At 36.8% G+C, this 16,364-nt stretch carries 14 protein-coding genes and 1 riboswitch; of the genes, 10 read left to right on the top strand and 4 right to left on the bottom strand.

The window, feature by feature from the left end:
* Positions 1-87 precede the first annotated feature (87 nt).
* The 4 genes from dam to gutQ form a co-directional block, all read right to left on the bottom strand.
* Positions 88-900, bottom strand: a complete 813-nt coding sequence (dam, locus tag FPB0191_RS10095; RefSeq protein WP_039105808.1) for an adenine-specific DNA-methyltransferase — start codon at positions 898-900, stop codon at positions 88-90.
* A 37-nt stretch (positions 901-937) separates the two neighbouring features.
* Complete coding sequence (locus FPB0191_RS11800; RefSeq protein ID WP_052236933.1) at positions 938-1,660, bottom strand: SPOR domain-containing protein; 723 nt, start codon at positions 1,658-1,660, stop codon at positions 938-940.
* Positions 1,661-1,720: 60 nt separating this feature from the next.
* Positions 1,721-2,242 carry a shikimate kinase AroK gene (gene aroK / locus FPB0191_RS10085; RefSeq protein ID WP_039105807.1) on the bottom strand — a complete coding sequence of 174 codons (522 nt, stop codon included), beginning with the start codon at positions 2,240-2,242 and terminating at the stop codon, positions 1,721-1,723.
* A gap of 224 nt (positions 2,243-2,466) precedes the next feature.
* Positions 2,467-3,444 carry an arabinose-5-phosphate isomerase GutQ gene (gene gutQ, locus FPB0191_RS10080; RefSeq protein WP_039105804.1) on the bottom strand — a complete coding sequence of 326 codons (978 nt, stop codon included), beginning with the start codon at positions 3,442-3,444 and terminating at the stop codon, positions 2,467-2,469.
* Between the two features lie 188 nt (positions 3,445-3,632).
* Positions 3,633-3,742, top strand: a riboswitch (TPP riboswitch).
* A gap of 40 nt (positions 3,743-3,782) precedes the next feature.
* Between gutQ and thiM the strand changes: the two genes are divergently transcribed.
* The 10 genes from thiM to rpoB all read left to right on the top strand — a co-directional run bounded on the left by thiM (position 3,783) and on the right by rpoB (position 16,301).
* On the top strand, positions 3,783-4,583 hold the full coding sequence (gene thiM / locus FPB0191_RS10075) for a hydroxyethylthiazole kinase (RefSeq protein WP_039105802.1): 801 nt from the start codon (positions 3,783-3,785) through the stop codon (positions 4,581-4,583).
* 1 nt (position 4,584) lies between these two features.
* Positions 4,585-5,241: a thiamine phosphate synthase gene (gene thiE, locus FPB0191_RS10070; protein ID WP_039105800.1), complete on the top strand. Its 657-nt coding sequence runs from the start codon at positions 4,585-4,587 to the stop codon at positions 5,239-5,241.
* On the top strand, positions 5,238-6,029 hold the full coding sequence (gene thiD / locus FPB0191_RS10065) for a bifunctional hydroxymethylpyrimidine kinase/phosphomethylpyrimidine kinase (protein ID WP_039105797.1): 792 nt from the start codon (positions 5,238-5,240) through the stop codon (positions 6,027-6,029). The genes thiE and thiD overlap by 4 nt, the downstream gene beginning before the upstream one ends.
* A gap of 173 nt (positions 6,030-6,202) precedes the next feature.
* Entirely contained in the window at positions 6,203-7,666 is a 1,464-nt protein-coding gene (gene ubiD, locus FPB0191_RS10060; RefSeq protein WP_039105795.1) for a 4-hydroxy-3-polyprenylbenzoate decarboxylase, read from the top strand.
* Between the two features lie 315 nt (positions 7,667-7,981).
* Positions 7,982-9,496, top strand: coding sequence for a hypothetical protein (locus FPB0191_RS10055; RefSeq protein WP_110021818.1), 1,515 nt, complete (start codon positions 7,982-7,984; stop codon positions 9,494-9,496).
* A 158-nt stretch (positions 9,497-9,654) separates the two neighbouring features.
* On the top strand, positions 9,655-10,083 hold the full coding sequence (gene rplK, locus FPB0191_RS10050; RefSeq protein ID WP_039105792.1) for a 50S ribosomal protein L11: 429 nt from the start codon (positions 9,655-9,657) through the stop codon (positions 10,081-10,083).
* Positions 10,084-10,086: 3 nt separating this feature from the next.
* Positions 10,087-10,788 carry a 50S ribosomal protein L1 gene (gene rplA / locus FPB0191_RS10045; RefSeq protein WP_039105790.1) on the top strand — a complete coding sequence of 234 codons (702 nt, stop codon included), beginning with the start codon at positions 10,087-10,089 and terminating at the stop codon, positions 10,786-10,788.
* A gap of 255 nt (positions 10,789-11,043) precedes the next feature.
* Positions 11,044-11,541, top strand: coding sequence for a 50S ribosomal protein L10 (gene rplJ, locus FPB0191_RS10040; protein ID WP_039105788.1), 498 nt, complete (start codon positions 11,044-11,046; stop codon positions 11,539-11,541).
* Positions 11,542-11,618: 77 nt separating this feature from the next.
* On the top strand, positions 11,619-11,987 hold the full coding sequence (gene rplL, locus FPB0191_RS10035) for a 50S ribosomal protein L7/L12 (RefSeq protein WP_039105786.1): 369 nt from the start codon (positions 11,619-11,621) through the stop codon (positions 11,985-11,987).
* A gap of 285 nt (positions 11,988-12,272) precedes the next feature.
* Positions 12,273-16,301, top strand: a complete 4,029-nt coding sequence (rpoB, locus tag FPB0191_RS10030; protein WP_039105784.1) for a DNA-directed RNA polymerase subunit beta — start codon at positions 12,273-12,275, stop codon at positions 16,299-16,301.
* Positions 16,302-16,364: the final 63 nt, after the last annotated feature.

Raw genomic sequence — 16,364 nt, 5'->3', positions numbered from 1 at the left:
CATTGCCCATTTTATAAAAATAAAATGGGCAATGAGTAACAATTATTATGGTCTAATTATCTTGACAAAAAACGATATAAAAAGAAATTAATGGGAATAGAGAGCTAAAAGTTCATCTATCTTTTTTCGACCTTGTCCATCACAACTTATTGAGCGACGCGTTTCTACAAGATGCAATTGTGCATCTTTATACCAATTTCGAGTATGAATAGTATCATGGTTGGAAATCAGTACGGGTATTTCCTGTTTAGATAATTTTAATGCTATAAGCGCTAAACGTTTTTGATCACGAACAGTAAAGTTGATCGAATAATAAGCGGTAAAATTTGCGCTTTGCGATAATGGCATATAAGGTGGATCACAATAGATGACAGCACCTTTTTGGGCTTTTTTCATCACTTTATCATAGGGTGAACAAATAAACTCTGCCCGTTGCGCTTTTTCGGAAAAAGCAAATAATTCATTTTCTGGGAAATAGATATTTTGATATTGACCAAATGGTACATTAAATTCGCCACTGTTGTTATAACGGCATAACCCATTATAACAATGGCGATTTAGATATAAAAATAATAAGGCTCTTTGATAAGGATTTTGGCTATTATTAAAATGCTCCCTTAATTCATAAAAAGCGCCTGCTTGGTTATTTTGTTCAGTAAATAATAACTTCGCATCTTCAATAAATTTATTCGGTTTATTTTTGATAATATTAAATAGCGATATTAAATCTTCATTAATATCGGCTAAAATATACCTTTCATAATTGGTATTTAGAAATACAGAACCCGCCCCAACAAAGGGTTCAATCAATAAATCACCTTCAGGTAAGTGTTTAACTATTTTATCTACAAGTGAATACTTCCCACCTGCCCATTTAAGAAAAGCACGCTGCTTTTTCAAAAGAGACTCCTGTAAACTCTCTGAAAATACTGATAGATCATTGTAAAACTAGCTTTTCTCTATTAACTACTGTACCTGATTTAACCCAAGGCGAATTACGTTGTAACTCTGACGGTAAATTTTGAATAACTGTTTTCGCATCTTTGATATTGGTAAAACTACCTTTAATAAGTACAAACCAAGGTTTGTTTTCGCGACGAGTTTCATAGATTTGGTAATTAGTCAGTTTATGTGATTTTGCAAATGCCATAATACTTTCCAATGATGATGTTGCAATAAGTTGGATAGTATAGTGATCATTCGGAAGCGTTTTACCTAATGGCAATTCATTATGCTCAATATCAAGATATGTATTTTGGCTGTTAAATTCAATAAGTGTATTATTGGAATTGTACATTTGAGACATACGCTCGGCAACATCATCAGAAATCTCAATACGCTCTTTACCCGTATAAGCATTTTCAGAACTTGTTGAGATCGAATTTGACGATATACTCGGCGGTGTTAATGTTTGATAACCTTGACTATATCTTTCTATACTATCTGAATTAGTTAAGTGATTATTACTCACATCAACATATTGTATCGGGCGATTAAATAGTAAGTAGATAATAATCAGTAATAAAACAATGATAATGGATGTAACCATGATTGTTAGTAACTTTTTATTCATTAAAAAGGACTGACTTAAATTAGATGCACTCTGAGATTCTTCAGAGAAATAGCGATCTTCTTTATTGGTACGAATTGGATTATTCACAGCGCCTCCTGTTACTTACAATACATAGTTTTTACAACAATATAATTGCCAAGCAGGCAATTATATTTGTTCGATTTGCTCTATGATATAACTAGCTACACCTTTAGCACTTTGTTCATCCGTTTTTATTGTTATATCTGCTATCTCTTCATACAATGGGACACGTTCTTCTTCAAGTTCTTCATAACGTTCACGGAGTGTGTTGCCACCCTGTAATAATGGTCGACGTTTATCTTTCTGCGTCCGGGCCATTTGTTTTTCTATTGTAGTTTGTAAATAAACTACAATACCTCTTGCTGATAGGCGATTGCGTGTTTCTTTAGATAAGATTGAACCACCACCTGTGGCTAATACAACGCCTTGCTTCTCAGTCAATTCATTGATCACCTTCTCTTCTCTAGCACGAAAACCGTCTTCACCTTCTAAATCAAAGATCCATGCAATATCAGCTCCGGTACGTCTTTCAATTTCTTGATCGGAATCAAAAAAATCCATACCTAACTGTTGTGCGATCTGCCTACCAATAGTACTTTTACCTGCCCCCATTGGGCCAATCAAAAAGATATTCCGCTTCTCTGCCATTATAATTTCATCATCTGTGTTTGGTTAAACATGCTGACGATTCGTTTTATAGACATTGTCTGTGATTATAAAACAAACCGCAATACTCTTAGTCTCCGTCTAAAGACAAAATTTAGGGCGACAATTATCGCAGGAGATATAGCTATTTTGCAATAAAAAATTTCTGATTATTTATTTCAGTTATAAATAATATCAGCTTTCTCCAAATGAATACAGTTTTCATCCTAGGAAATACCAGCTTGATGTAAATCATGTATATTAATTGCGCCGACTAAGCAATCATTCTGATCGACGACGGGTGCAGCGGTAATATTATAATCGTTAAATACTTTTAACGCTTCAATGGCTTTCTTGTTTTCAGGAAGACGATAACCCGGTGATGTCATTACTTGGTTTATCGGATCATGTAATGTACCATTATTTAATAATAAACGACGCAAATCGCCATCGGTAAAGACTCCCTTAATATGATTATTTGCATCACACACTGCAATTAAACCTAATCCTGTGCGACTTAGTTCAAGCATTGCATCAAATACCGTTGCACTTTCAGCGATTTTAGGTATTCGCTCTCCGGTACGCATAACGTCTTTAACTCGGTTAAGTAATTTTGCACCTAAGCTACCGGCAGGGTGAGAACGGGCAAAATCTTCTTCATTAAATCCTCTCGCTCTCATGACAGCAATAGCAAGTGCATCGCCTATTAATAAAGTGTTAGTTGAACTGGAAGTTGGGGCTAATCCCATAGGGCAAGCTTCTTTCTCAATGCTAACGTCTAAAACTGTATTGGCTGCTTTAGCTAATGGCGATGTTTTACCACCAGTTATGGCAATTATCGGTACGTTCAGATCTTTTAATATAGGTAAAATAAAATTAAATTCATTTGCTCTACCTGAATAAGATATGAGAATGATTGTATCAGTGCTGTTGACCATACCTAAATCGCCATGCAATGCTTCTGATAAATGCATGAAAAATGATGGTGTGCCAGTACTTGCTAAGGATGCGGCAATTTTTTTTCCTATATGACCTGATTTGCCAACACCAGATACCACCACTTTGCCTTTTGTTGCCAAAATAAGTTCACAGGCTTGAATAAAATTATGATCAAGTCGATGTAATAGTTTTTGAGCTTCACTCAGTTCAGATTCAATTAGTTCACGTCCATATTGTAATAATTGCGCTTGCCTAGATGAATTCATATGTTTATTGATATTTAACTATTGAAATGTAATTAGTCTATCAATAATCATTTAAAAGTAAATAAACGATTAAACTGGTATTTGTAGTTATTTTATTTTATTAATAAAAAAGATTGTAAGTATAAGTTATAAGTGATTTTATGGTCTATTTGCTTGTTATGTAAATTGCATGCATAATAACCATTCACTGATTTGACTCGGGGTGTCATTTGCAATTTGGTTTTGCTAATGGCTGAGAATTTACCCGTTGAACCTGATCTGGGCTCATACCAGCGTAGGGAAGTCTCCGCTTTCTAGTTAGATAGCACCTTCTCTACCATTTTAAGTAAGGAGAAGGGATGTCTTTAACTACTACATTATTACTAGCTGAACAAGTTAGCCCATTTATAAAACATGTTCGTTCAAGTAACCCGTTGGTTCATTGTATAACTAATGATGTTGTGCAAAATTTCACTGCAAATATTTTATTAGCTATTGGAGCTTCACCTGCTATGGTCGTTGCTCAGGAGGAGGTGGCAGACTTTGTTAAAGTTACGGATAGTTTATTAATTAATGTTGGAACTATTGAAAAGTCTTCAGCCCAGAGCATGCTTCTTGCAGCTCGTACAGCTATGTTAGTTGATAAACCTTGGGTATTGGATCCGGTTGCTGTAGGTTCGGTATTAAAATTTCGTACGCAGGTTGTGCACTCATTATTATCTTATCATCCCACGGTCATTCGAGGTAATGCTGCCGAGATTATGGCACTAATTGGGCACAAAGCTCAATCAAAAGGTGTTGATAGTCAAGAATCTACTGAATCAGCATTGACAGCAGCTAAGACACTAGCAGATCAATATCAAACCATTGTCGCCGTTACTGGTGCTACAGATTATGTTACTGATGGAAAGCAGGTATATTCTATCGCAGGAGGAGATGTAGCGTTAACAAAAGTAACCGGAACGGGTTGCTCGCTGTCAGCGATGGTTGCAGCTTTCATTGCTAATTCATCCGATCGTTTATGTGCCGCAGCCTCAGCGTGTTATATGATGAAGAAGGCTGCCGAATTAGCTGATAAACAACAAGGTTTAGGCAGTTTTGCCGTTTCACTTTTAGATCAATTATCTTTGATGGAAAATATCGTTGTAAAAGAGAAATAATATGCAAAAGAAACTCGATTTATCTTTGTATTTAGTTTTAGACCCAGATTTATGTGGCGGAATCGATGGGATGGTTAATACAGTCAAGATTGCAGTGGATAATGGGGTGACCGTTGTGCAATTAAGATCAGAGCATGAATTCGATCGATTAGATTGGTATCGTGCTGCATTAGCCTTAAAAACAGTTCTTCAAGATACGCCGGTTCCATTAATAATTAATGATCATGTCGATATTGCTTTAGCGGTTGATGCTGATGGTGTACATGTTGGACAACGGGATTTACCCGTCGATGTTGCCCGTAAACTTATTGGTGTCGATAAATTTCTGGGATTATCTATTTCAAATCAACAACAACTTGAAAGGGTAAATTGGCAATACGTCGATTATTTAGGTATAGGTCCGGTTTTCCCTACCACAACTAAGCAAGATGCTGCCCCAGCCATAGAATTAGCAGAATTAGCTAAACTAAATCACCTAAAGCGTTGTCCCGCTGTTGCTATTGGTGGTATTAACTTACAAAACCTCACACCAATTTTAGAAATGGGAATTGAGGGAGTTGCTGTCGTGTCGGCAATCTGTGGTCAGCCGGATATAGCTCGATCAACAAAACAACTTGCTCATAAGATTAATCAAATTCAACAAGGAATAAACAGATGACGATCGCATTAACAATTGCCGGTTCTGATCCTAGTGGTGGCGCAGGAATACAGGCTGATTTAAAAACGTTTTCGGCATTAGGCGCATACGGTATGTCAGTGATAACGGCTCTTACGGCTCAAAGTACTCAAGGTGTTGCAGACGTTTTTGCTATACCTGCAAATTTTGTTAAACAACAATTCAATGTACTTATAGAAGATAGCCAGATTGACAGCCTAAAAATTGGTATGTTGATGAACAATGCAATCGTTACCGCGGTAGCTGAAATATTAGCTCAAAAACCTATTCCTTACATTGTATTAGATACCGTGATGGTAGCAAAAAGTGGACACGCTTTATTAAATCAAAAAGCAATTAAGGCGATTCGTGAGAAACTCCTACCTTATGCCACCTTAATTACACCTAATTTACCGGAAGCAGCAGCATTATTAAATTGCCCGGAAGCAACGAATGAAGAACAAATGCAACATCAAGGACAGGCGTTATTACAATTTGGTTGTCAAGCAGTACTGATTAAAGGTGGGCATTTACATGGCAGAGAGAGCACGGACTATTTAATTACTCATGATGAAATAGTTCGTTTTTCAAGTATAAGAGTGAATACAAAAAATACACATGGTACAGGCTGTACACTATCAGCAGCGATATCAGCATTGTTACCTAAAATGTCGTTAGTTGATGCGATTAGACAAGCAAAAGATTATTTAAATGGCGCAATTAAACAAGCAGATACTTTGCACATAGGTAAAGGTATTGGACCTACTCATCATTTCTACCGTTGGTGGTAATATTTTGCAATTGTCTGTATTAAAACATATTAAATTAAACAGTAAAGTGCTAATTAAGAAAGCGTTATCCGTAAACACTGGATATACGCTATATTGTCTGGTCTTAAATACCTGATGGTGAATTATAATAATCACGTTATAATCATCCCTAGATGTCAATGTTTGAGATGCTCATGAAATATACAGATTTAAGAGATTATATTGCCCAACTCGAAAAACAGGGTGAATTAAAACGTATAAGCTATCCAATCAATCCGCATTTAGAAATGACGGAAATTGCTGATCGTGTTCTACGGCAAGGCGGTCCAGCTTTGTTATTTGAAAATCCAATTGGTTATAATATGCCTGTATTGTGTAACTTATTTGGAACGCCCAAACGAGTCGCAATGGGGATGGGGAGAGATGATATTTCAGCTTTGCGTGAAGTCGGTCATTTATTGGCTTTTTTACGTGAACCAGAGCCGCCAAAAGGAATTCGAGGTTTTTTCTCTGAATTGCCAAAATATAAACAAGTTTTAAATATGCCGGTTAAGCAGCGTTCTTCAGCACCGTGTCAGGAAATCATTATACAAAATGATGACGTTGATTTAACACAAATTCCTATCATGCACTGCTGGCCAGATGATGTTGCACCATTAATAACATGGGGATTAACAATTACAAAAGGTCCTAATAAAGATCGGCAAAATCTAGGGGTATATCGTTTGCAACGACTGGCTAAAAATAAGTTAATTATGCGCTGGTTGGCTCATCGTGGTGGTGCATTGGATTTTCAAGAATGGAAGACTGCAAAACCGGGTGAAAAGTTCCCGGTTGCTATTGCATTAGGGGCAGACCCGGCCACTATTTTAGCCGCAGTCACACCTGTACCCGATACCTTGTCAGAATTTGCGTTTGCCGGATTACTACGGGGGCATCGAAGTGAAGTGGTTAGCGCTTTATCATGTGATTTACTTGTCCCCGCTAGTGCAGAAATTGTATTAGAAGGTTATATTGATCCGCAAGAGACAGCATTAGAAGGTCCATACGGTGATCATACCGGATATTATAATGAAGTTGAGCGTTTCCCCGTTTTTACCGTTACTCACATCACACGTCGCAAAGATGCTATTTATCACTCAACTTATACTGGTCGTCCACCTGATGAACCAGCCGTAATGGGTTTAGCACTTAATGAAGTGTTTATTCCGATTTTACAAAAGCAATTTCCTGAAATCATTGATTTTTATTTACCACCAGAAGGATGCTCTTACCGTATTGCGGTCGTCACTATCAAGAAACAATATGCTGGACATGCTAAACGAATTATGATGGGAGTGTGGTCTTATTTACGGCAATTTATGTATACGAAGTTTGTAATTGTCTGTGATGATGATATTAATGCACGCGATTGGAAAGATGTGATGTGGGCAATTTCTACTCGTATGGATCCGAAACGAGATGTTACCTTTATTGAAAATACACCGATAGATTACCTCGACTTTGCCTCGCCTATTTCTGGATTAGGGTCAAAAATGGGATTAGATGCGACAAATAAATGGGCAGGTGAAACTACAAGAGAATGGGGAAATGTAATCAAAAAAGATGCAAAAGTTGTTGAGCACATTGATACCATTTGGCATGAGTTAGGTCTTTAATTTCAATCCAATAATTAATATTAAATAATACTATAAACAAAGGATCAAAGTGATGACTTTGATCTTTTTTATGTGTTGTTATATTAATTTCAAAATTAATAAATAGCATTTTATGTTACACAAATCATAAAACAACCTAAGTTGTTATTTTTATTGATATTTTTTATTAATCATTTATAATGTGATCTATATCAAAAATTAGCAGTATTGATGCTCTATTCTAATAAGAATTCTTTTCATTTCAGTATGTTAGTTATGTTTTTTGGTTACTTAATCTATTAGGCATTAGTCTTGATTGGTTTAGCGGGGAAAATTATGAAAAGAAGAGGTGCGGTGAATATTAAGCGCACAGGTAACAGGTTGGTTATGAGTAATATGCAGCATCATCTAGAATATACTTCTTCATGTCGGAAATTATTATTAATTTTAGCATTAATTTTTTCTACCGGCGCTTTCTTATGTTCTTATAGTCGTGCAAGTTTATCAATAGCGACTATCAATACAATTCAAGGTGAAGCACCACAAATTCTTGATACAACCGATGCAAAAGTTTTGCAAGGTATTTATTTCAATTTAAAATTATCAGATGATAAAAATTTAGCGATCACTCCAAACCAAAATAGAATATTAAATATTGCCTATAATACCTCACCAAGTGATTATTCTTTTGGTGTTAATCTGCCAACATTATCGAATGATGATATTTTGGATAATGATGGTGATTATTTAGCTAATACAAATAATTTAGTTATTGATAATATTACGTCTGAGTGGCGTGATGCTAGTGATAACGTCATTGATCCAAATTCAAAAACTTGGTTAGGTAGTAATGTATGTAATGCGGAATCCTATAGAGGAGATTCTTCTGTAAAAGTAACACTTAGTTACCATATTAATACAGAATACGGTGATCCGAGAACTTCAGAAATACGAGAAGCATCTACAACATTTAAATTAATAGCGGATGACGGTATTTGTTATATTAGACCAGGTGTATTAGCATTAAACACCAAAGGTGGATGGCCTGATGCTCCTAGTGATCCTGCTCCGTGGGGTAGTGAAATGACAGCAAGACCGGACCCCTATGACCCTAACCAATTTAAGCCACGTGCAGGTTATTATGCATGGGCAACGGATCAAAATGGTCAACCTTTTCCAACATTTGGTTTTCCAGAGGGGCGGTTTAGAATCGTTCCTAAAAACCCAATATCTCAATATACTTATGAACTGGTTAAAAACCCGAATTCAGCACTTGTAAGTACAGTTAGAAGCATTAATCCTGATTCAAAAAGTGAATTTAAATTTAACGGTAATGTACCACCAAAAGGTCAAGATTTTGTTATTTTGGTTACCAATATAAATACCAAAGCTAAATTTATTTACCGCTTTTCGCTTAATAAGTGGATTTATTTTATTCCAGTAAACTCTTGGGGGGTGAGTTTTGACGTGGCTAAGCAAATGTGTTCGGCAAATGGTGATCGTTTCCCCGTGCGAGCCGAACTGACTAACTCTCCTTATGCGACAAAAGATCTTAGTTTTAGTGATGAAGGTAATTTGTGGCCAGCTACCGATTCTGCTAAAAGAGCTATTGGTGGTGGTTTAACAGGCGAATGGGGCAAAGTATACTTTTATGCTCCGAAAAATAGTGGTGACAAATTCGATATGATGAAAGATGTGCCTGATAGTGATATGAAACAAATATTTAATTATGATTACTATTTTACTAGTGAAATTTCTCCGAACCCAAACAAATATTACAGTGTTGGTATGGTAGAAGGTAATGTGATTATGGAACCTAATGAAGCTTACATATCATGTGTTAAATATTGAATTTTAAAATTTCCATGTTTGCTATGTTACTTATATAAAGTTAAAATAATTGTTGCATTTTTCTGCTATTTGTAGCAGAATACTGCACTTATTTAACTTAGGGGAGCTATCTGTTATCGGTTTAACAGAGGCGATTGTACCCGTAAAAGGAACAGAAAATGGCAAAGAAAGTTCAAGCCTACATCAAACTGCAAGTTGCAGCTGGTGCAGCAAATCCTAGTCCGCCAGTTGGTCCAGCGCTTGGTCAACATGGTGTTAACATCATGGAATTCTGTAAAGCATTCAATGCAAAAACTGAGAGTTTAGAGAAAGGTCTTCCTACTCCAGTTGTTATCACAGTATATTCTGACCGTTCTTTTACTTTTGTTACTAAAACGCCACCAGCCGCTGTATTATTAAAGAAAGCAGCCAAAATCAAATCTGGTTCAGGCGAGCCTAACAAGAAAAAAGTAGGTAAAGTAACAAGTGCGCAGATTCGTGAGATCGCTGAAATGAAAGCTGCGGATATGAATGGTGCAACAATTGAGTCTATGATGCGTTCTATCGAAGGAACTGCTCGCTCAATGGGTCTGGAAGTGGAGGGTTAATCAATGGCTAAATTATCTAAAAAGGCTAAACTTATCCGCGAAAAAGTTAATGCAACCAAACAATATGAAATTAATGAAGCAATCGCTTTATTAAAAGAGTTAGCAACTGCTAAATTCACCGAAAGCGTTGATGTGTCAGTTAATCTTGGTATTGATGCTCGTAAATCAGATCAAAATGTACGTGGTGCAATTGTGTTACCTAATGGTACTGGTCGTAGTGTTCGCGTAGCGGTATTTACTCAAGGTGCAAACGCTGAAGCTGCTAAAGCAGCAGGCGCTGAACTTGTTGGTATGGAAGATCTTGCTGAGCAAATCAAAAAAGGTGAAATGAACTTTGATGTTGTTATCGCTTCACCTGATGCAATGCGTATCGTTGGTCAATTAGGTCAAATCTTAGGTCCTCGTGGTTTAATGCCAAATCCAAAAGTTGGTACTGTAACACCAAACGTTGCTGAAGCAGTGAAAAATGCTAAAGCAGGTCAAGTACGTTACCGTAACGATAAAAATGGTATTATTCATACTACTATTGGTAAAGTTGACTTTAATGCTGAACAACTAAAAGGCAATCTTGAAGCATTGATTGTAGCATTGAAAAAAGCTAAACCAGCATCATCTAAAGGTGTATTTATTAAGAAAGTTAGCCTATCTACTACTATGGGTGCAGGTGTGGCTATCGATCAAACTAGCTTAAGTGCATCAGTTTAATATTTCTTAATATTATAAGAATCGGTTGGTGTCTGGCCTAATCCAGACCCCGTCCAAGACCGTAGGTGTAATTAGCAATAATTGCTTAATATCCTACGTAGACGGTGACAGAACCTAAACGTTATTTTGATTAGATAAATATAGTTGAATTAACAGGACTCTGCTCACCGTAACAACGCTAGCTGTTTAATATGATATTAATAGTTAGTACAGTGAGTCTAGGTGTAAACCTAGTTTAATTCAGGAGCAAAACTAATGGCATTAAATCTTCAAGATAAGCAAGCAATTGTTGCTGAAGTTAACGAAATTGCCAAAGGTGCGCTTTCTGCAGTCGTTGCGGATTCTCGTGGCGTAACTGTAGAAAAAATGACTGCATTACGTAAATCAGCTCGTGAAGCTGGCGTTTATATGCGTGTTGTTCGTAACACCTTATTACGTCGCGTAGTTGAAGGTACTCCTTATGAGTGCTTAAAAGATACGTTTGTTGGTCCTACTCTTATTGCATTTTCAAATGAGCACCCAGGTGCTGCAGCACGTCTTTTCAAAGCGTTTGCAAAAGAAAATGATAAATTTGAGATTAAAGCAGCAGCCTTTGAAGGTGAGTTAATTACTGCGGCTAATATCGACCGCTTAGCAACTTTACCAACTTACGAAGAAGCATTAGCTCGCTTGATGTCGACCATGAAAGAAGCCGCAGCAGGCAAATTGGCTCGTACACTTGCAGCAGTTCGCGATCAAAAACAAGCTGCATAATTTTATTGATAAAATTACGGCTAGTTTTAGTTGGGAACAATCACTAATTTAAAAATTCTAAATTTAGGAACTATATTATGTCTATCACTAAAGAACAAATTTTAGATGCAGTTGCTGAAATGTCTGTAATGGACGTTGTTGAACTTGTATCAATGATGGAAGAAAAATTCGGCGTTTCTGCAGCAGCAGCAGTAGCAGTTGCTGCAACTGGTCCAGCAGAAGCAGCTGAAGAAAAAACTGAATTCGACGTTATCTTAAAAGATGTTGGCGGTAACAAAGTAGCAGTAATCAAAGCAGTTCGTGGTGCAACTGGCTTAGGCTTAAAAGAAGCTAAAGATCTTGTTGAATCAGCTCCTGCAACTGTTAAAGAAGCGGCTAGCAAAGATGATGCTGAAGCTCTTAAGAAAGCACTTGAAGAATCTGGTGCAGTTGTCGAACTTAAATAAGTTTGATATTAAGTACGCAGCCTAAAAAGGCTGATGGCTGGTGGTTTTATACCTCCAGCCTTTTTGCGCTGTAAAGGCATAAAAAAAGAAATTTTATATAGCTATAGATTTGATAATGTATAGTTAAGAACCTAATCAATTGATATTTATAAATATTTCGAGCAGGTGTCAGATTTAATTAATAGATAATTAGGGTCTGATGAATATTTAATAAAGCCGTTTTTACATAGCAACATTTTGTATAGCAAATTGTTATCAACGGCCGATCAGCAAGTTGAGGAACTAATGGTTTACTCCTATACCGAGAAAAAACGAATTCGTAAGAATTTTGGTAAACGTCCACAAGTGTTGGATATACCCTATCTTCTTTCTATTCAACTTGATTCGTTCCAGAAGTTTATTGACCAAGATCCAGAAGGTCAATATGGTTTAGAAGCCGCTTTTCGTTCAATCTTTCCTATAAAGAGTTATAGTGGTAATGCAGAACTTCAATACGTCTCTTTTAAAATGGGTGAACCTGTTTTTGATGTAAAAGAGTGTCAAATTAGGGGAATTACCTATTCTGCACCATTACGCGTTAAATTACGTTTAGTTATTTTTGACAAAGATGCACCTGAAGGCACGGTTAAAGATATTAAAGAACAAGATGTTTACATGGGTGAAATCCCATTGATGACTGATAATGGGACTTTTGTTATTAATGGAACTGAACGAGTAATTGTTTCTCAGTTACATCGTAGTCCAGGTGTGTTCTTCGATAGCGATAAAGGTAAAACTCATTCATCAGGTAAAGTGTTATATAATGCACGAATTATTCCTTATCGTGGTTCATGGTTAGATTTTGAATTCGATCCTAAAGATAATTTATTTGCCCGTATTGACCGTCGTCGTAAACTTCCTGCAACGATTATTTTAAGAGCGTTAGGTTTTACTACTCAAGAAATTTTAGATATTTTCTTCGATAAAACAGTATTTGAAATCGCAAAATCAAAATTAAAAATGGAACTTGTTCCAGAACGTTTACGTGGTGATACTGCAGTATTTGATATTGAATCAAAAGGTCAAGTTTACGTTGAAAAAGGTCGTCGTATTACCGCAAGACATATTCGTCAGTTAGAAAAAGACAATGTAACTAAAATTGATGTACCTGTCGAATATATTATTGGTAAAGTTCTGGCAAAAGATTATGTAAATGAAACAACTGGAAAAGTTATTGCTCTAGCTAATACACCAATTTCATTAGAACTATTAGCTGAGTTGAGTATTGCCGGTTATAAGAAAGTTGAAACATTATTTACGAATGATTTAGATCATGGTGCATTTATTTCTGAAACGCTAAACGTCGATCCAACCAATGATCAATTAAGTGCTTTAGTTGAAATTTATCGCATGATGCGACCTGGTGAACCACCAACAAAAGAAGCGGCAGAATCACTATTCGAAAACCTATTCTTCACTGAAGAGCGTTATGATCTATCTGCTGTTGGTCGTATGAAATTCAATCGATCATTAAATCGAGATGATATTGAAGGTAGTAGTGTATTAACCAAAGAAGACATTATTGAAGTGATGAAAAAACTTATCGCTATCCGTAATGGTCATGGTGATGTCGATGATATCGATCACCTTGGTAATCGTCGAATCCGTAGTGTTGGTGAAATGGCAGAAAACCAATTCCGTATTGGTTTAGTTCGTGTAGAAAGAGCAGTAAAAGAGCGATTGTCTCTTGGTGATCTTGATGCTCTAATGCCTCAAGATATGATTAACGCTAAACCAATTTCAGCTGCGATACGTGAATTCTTCGGATCAAGTCAGCTATCTCAGTTTATGGATCAAAATAACCCATTATCAGAAATTACGCATAAGCGCCGAATTTCTGCATTAGGTCCGGGTGGTTTAACTCGTGAACGTGCTGGGTTTGAGGTTCGTGACGTACATCCAACACACTATGGTCGGGTATGTCCAATTGAAACACCAGAAGGTCCAAATATCGGTTTGATCAACTCTTTAGCGGTTTATGCTCGTACTAACGAATATGGTTTCTTAGAAACACCTTATCGTAAAGTAGTTGATGGTGTAGTAACAGATGATATTGATTATTTATCTGCTATAGATGAAAGCAGTTATGTTATTGCACAGGCTAACTCAAACCTAGATGACGCAGGTCGTTTTAAAGAAGAGCTTGTAACTTGTCGTTTAAATGGTGAGTCAGGTTTATATAGCCCAGAACAGATTAATTATATGGACGTTTCGACTCAGCAGATCGTTTCTGTTGGTGCATCTTTAATTCCATTCTTGGAACATGACGATGCTAACCGTGCTTTGATGGGTGCGAACATGCAACGTCAAGCAGTACCTACCTTAAAAGCGGAAAAACCTTTTGTAGGTACAGGTATGGAACGCGCTGTAGCTGTTGATTCAGGGGTAACTGTTGTTGCTAAACGCGGTGGTACTATCCAATACGTCGATGCGTCGCGTATTGTTGTGAATGTAAATTCTGATGAGATGTACGCAGGCGAAGCGGGGATTGATATTTACAATTTAACTAAATATACCCGTTCTAACCAAAATACGTGTATTAATCAAATTCCATGCGTCGAACTTGGTGAAAAAGTAGAACGTGGAGATGTTCTTGCTGATGGTCCATCTACTGACTTAGGTGAATTAGCACTTGGTCAAAATATGCGCGTGGCATTTATGCCATGGAATGGTTATAACTTTGAGGATTCCATCTTAGTTTCTGAAAAAGTAGTTCAAGATGATCGTTTCACATCAATTCATATTCAGGAACTATCTTGTGTATCTCGCGATACCAAATTAGGTGCGGAAGAAATTACTGCTGATATTCCAAATGTAGGTGAGGCTGCGCTATCTAAACTTGATGAATCCGGTATTGTATATATCGGTGCAGAAGTGAAGGGTGGCGACATTCTGGTTGGTAAAGTAACACCTAAAGGTGAAACACAATTAACACCAGAAGAAAAATTACTTCGTGCAATTTTTGGTGAAAAAGCATCTGATGTTAAAGATACTTCATTACGTGTACCTAATGGGGTTTCAGGTACAGTTATTGATGTGCAGGTCTTCACTCGTGATGGTGTACAAAAAGATAAGCGTGCATTACAAATTGAAGATATGCAATTGAAGCAAGCAAGAAAGGACTTAACCGAAGAATTTAAGATCCTTGAAGCTGCATTGTTTGCGCGTATCAAAGATGTATTAATTGCTGGTGGTATTGAATCAGCTAAGCTAGAAATGTTATCACATGATAAATGGTTAACAATTGGTTTAGCAGATGAAGATAAACAAGAGCAACTAGAACAATTAGCTGCACAGTATGATGAAATCAAAGCTGATTTTGATAAGAAACTTGAAGCTAAACGCATGAAGATCACTCAAGGTGACGATCTACAACCAGGTGTACTAAAAATTGTTAAAGTATACCTAGCTGTTAAACGTCAAATTCAACCGGGTGATAAGATGGCAGGTCGTCATGGTAACAAAGGGGTAATTTCTAAAATCAACCCAATTGAAGATATGCCATATGATGATCAAGGTCGTCCAGTTGATATCGTGTTGAACCCACTTGGGGTACCATCACGTATGAACATTGGTCAGATTCTTGAAACCCATTTAGGTATGGCAGCAAAAGGTATTGGTCAAAAGATCGATGCAATGCTGAAAGAACAACAAGAATTGGCTAAATTACGTGAATTTATCCAAAAAGCTTATGATCTTGGTTTAGGTGCTGCACAAGAAGTTAATGTAGCTGAATTTACGGACCAAGAAGTAATGACATTAGCACAAAATCTACGTAATGGTATGCCATTAGCTACACCTGTATTTGATGGAGCTAAAGAGGCAGAAATTAAATCATTATTACAATTAGGTGATTTACCAACGTCGGGTCAAATTACATTATTTGATGGACGTACAGGTGAGAAATTTGAACGACCTGTAACTGTAGGTTACATGTACATGTTGAAATTGAATCACCTTGTTGATGATAAGATGCATGCTCGTTCAACAGGTTCATATAGTCTGGTGACACAGCAACCGTTAGGTGGTAAAGCGCAATTCGGTGGTCAACGTTTCGGTGAGATGGAAGTATGGGCACTAGAAGCTTATGGTGCCGCTTACACATTACAGGAAATGCTGACTGTTAAATCGGATGATGTGAACGGTCGTACTAAGATGTATAAAAATATTGTAGATGGTGATCATCGTATGGAACCAGCGATTCCAGAATCATTTAACGTATTGTTAAAAGAAATTCGTTCGCTTGGTATCAACATTGAATTAGATGAAGAGTAATTATATCTAATTTAAAGATTGCTATTTATACGGGTGATACGCAATAAAGCTATCACCCAGTTG

The sequence above is a fragment of the Frischella perrara genome, assembly GCF_000807275.1.
In the GTDB taxonomy this organism is placed as follows: Bacteria; Pseudomonadota; Gammaproteobacteria; order Enterobacterales; family Orbaceae; genus Frischella; species Frischella perrara.
This window is presented reverse-complemented; position numbering and strand designations above follow the sequence as displayed.

Coding starts and splice junctions, on each gene's coding strand:
- aroK (WP_039105807.1), bottom strand. CDS start 2,242: ATGGCAGAGAAGCGGAATATCTTTTTGATTGGCCCAATGGGGGCAGGT.
- gutQ (WP_039105804.1), bottom strand. CDS start 3,444: ATGAATTCATCTAGGCAAGCGCAATTATTACAATATGGACGTGAACTA.
- thiM (WP_039105802.1), top strand. CDS start 3,783: ATGTCTTTAACTACTACATTATTACTAGCTGAACAAGTTAGCCCATTT.
- thiE (WP_039105800.1), top strand. CDS start 4,585: ATGCAAAAGAAACTCGATTTATCTTTGTATTTAGTTTTAGACCCAGAT.
- thiD (WP_039105797.1), top strand. CDS start 5,238: ATGACGATCGCATTAACAATTGCCGGTTCTGATCCTAGTGGTGGCGCA.
- ubiD (WP_039105795.1), top strand. CDS start 6,203: ATGAAATATACAGATTTAAGAGATTATATTGCCCAACTCGAAAAACAG.
- FPB0191_RS10055 (WP_110021818.1), top strand. CDS start 7,982: ATGAAAAGAAGAGGTGCGGTGAATATTAAGCGCACAGGTAACAGGTTG.
- rplK (WP_039105792.1), top strand. CDS start 9,655: ATGGCAAAGAAAGTTCAAGCCTACATCAAACTGCAAGTTGCAGCTGGT.
- rplA (WP_039105790.1), top strand. CDS start 10,087: ATGGCTAAATTATCTAAAAAGGCTAAACTTATCCGCGAAAAAGTTAAT.
- rplJ (WP_039105788.1), top strand. CDS start 11,044: ATGGCATTAAATCTTCAAGATAAGCAAGCAATTGTTGCTGAAGTTAAC.
- rplL (WP_039105786.1), top strand. CDS start 11,619: ATGTCTATCACTAAAGAACAAATTTTAGATGCAGTTGCTGAAATGTCT.
- rpoB (WP_039105784.1), top strand. CDS start 12,273: ATGGTTTACTCCTATACCGAGAAAAAACGAATTCGTAAGAATTTTGGT.